This is a genomic window from Phormidium sp. CCY1219 (assembly GCF_055795085.1).
This window is the reverse complement of record NZ_JAYFEQ010000128.1, coordinates 1-247: the sequence shown is the minus strand read 5'-3', so window position 1 is coordinate 247 and position 247 is coordinate 1. Positions and strand designations below refer to the sequence as shown.

Below are 247 nucleotides of genomic sequence, written 5' to 3'. Positions count from 1 at the left end.
CGATTAAACGGAGGAAAAGCCCAATGGTAAGGGAATTGCAACCCGAGGCTCCCACAGAGATTATCTACCCCGAAAGTGACGGTCAACCAATGGCAGAAAATACCAAACAATTTCGCTGGATCGTGACGATTAAAGAAAATTTAGAACTGTTATTTGCAGACCGGGAGGATGTATTTGTCGCGGGAGATTTGTTCTGGTATCCGGTGGAGGGGAACAATAAACTGGCGCAAGCACCGGATACAATGGT

1 pseudogene is annotated in these 247 nt (G+C 46.6%); it reads left to right on the top strand.

Annotated elements, in window-relative coordinates:
- Window positions 1-23: 23 nt before the first annotated feature.
- Window positions 24-247 (top strand): annotated as a pseudogene (locus AC0QH1_RS00700) (Uma2 family endonuclease); the annotation flags it as partial.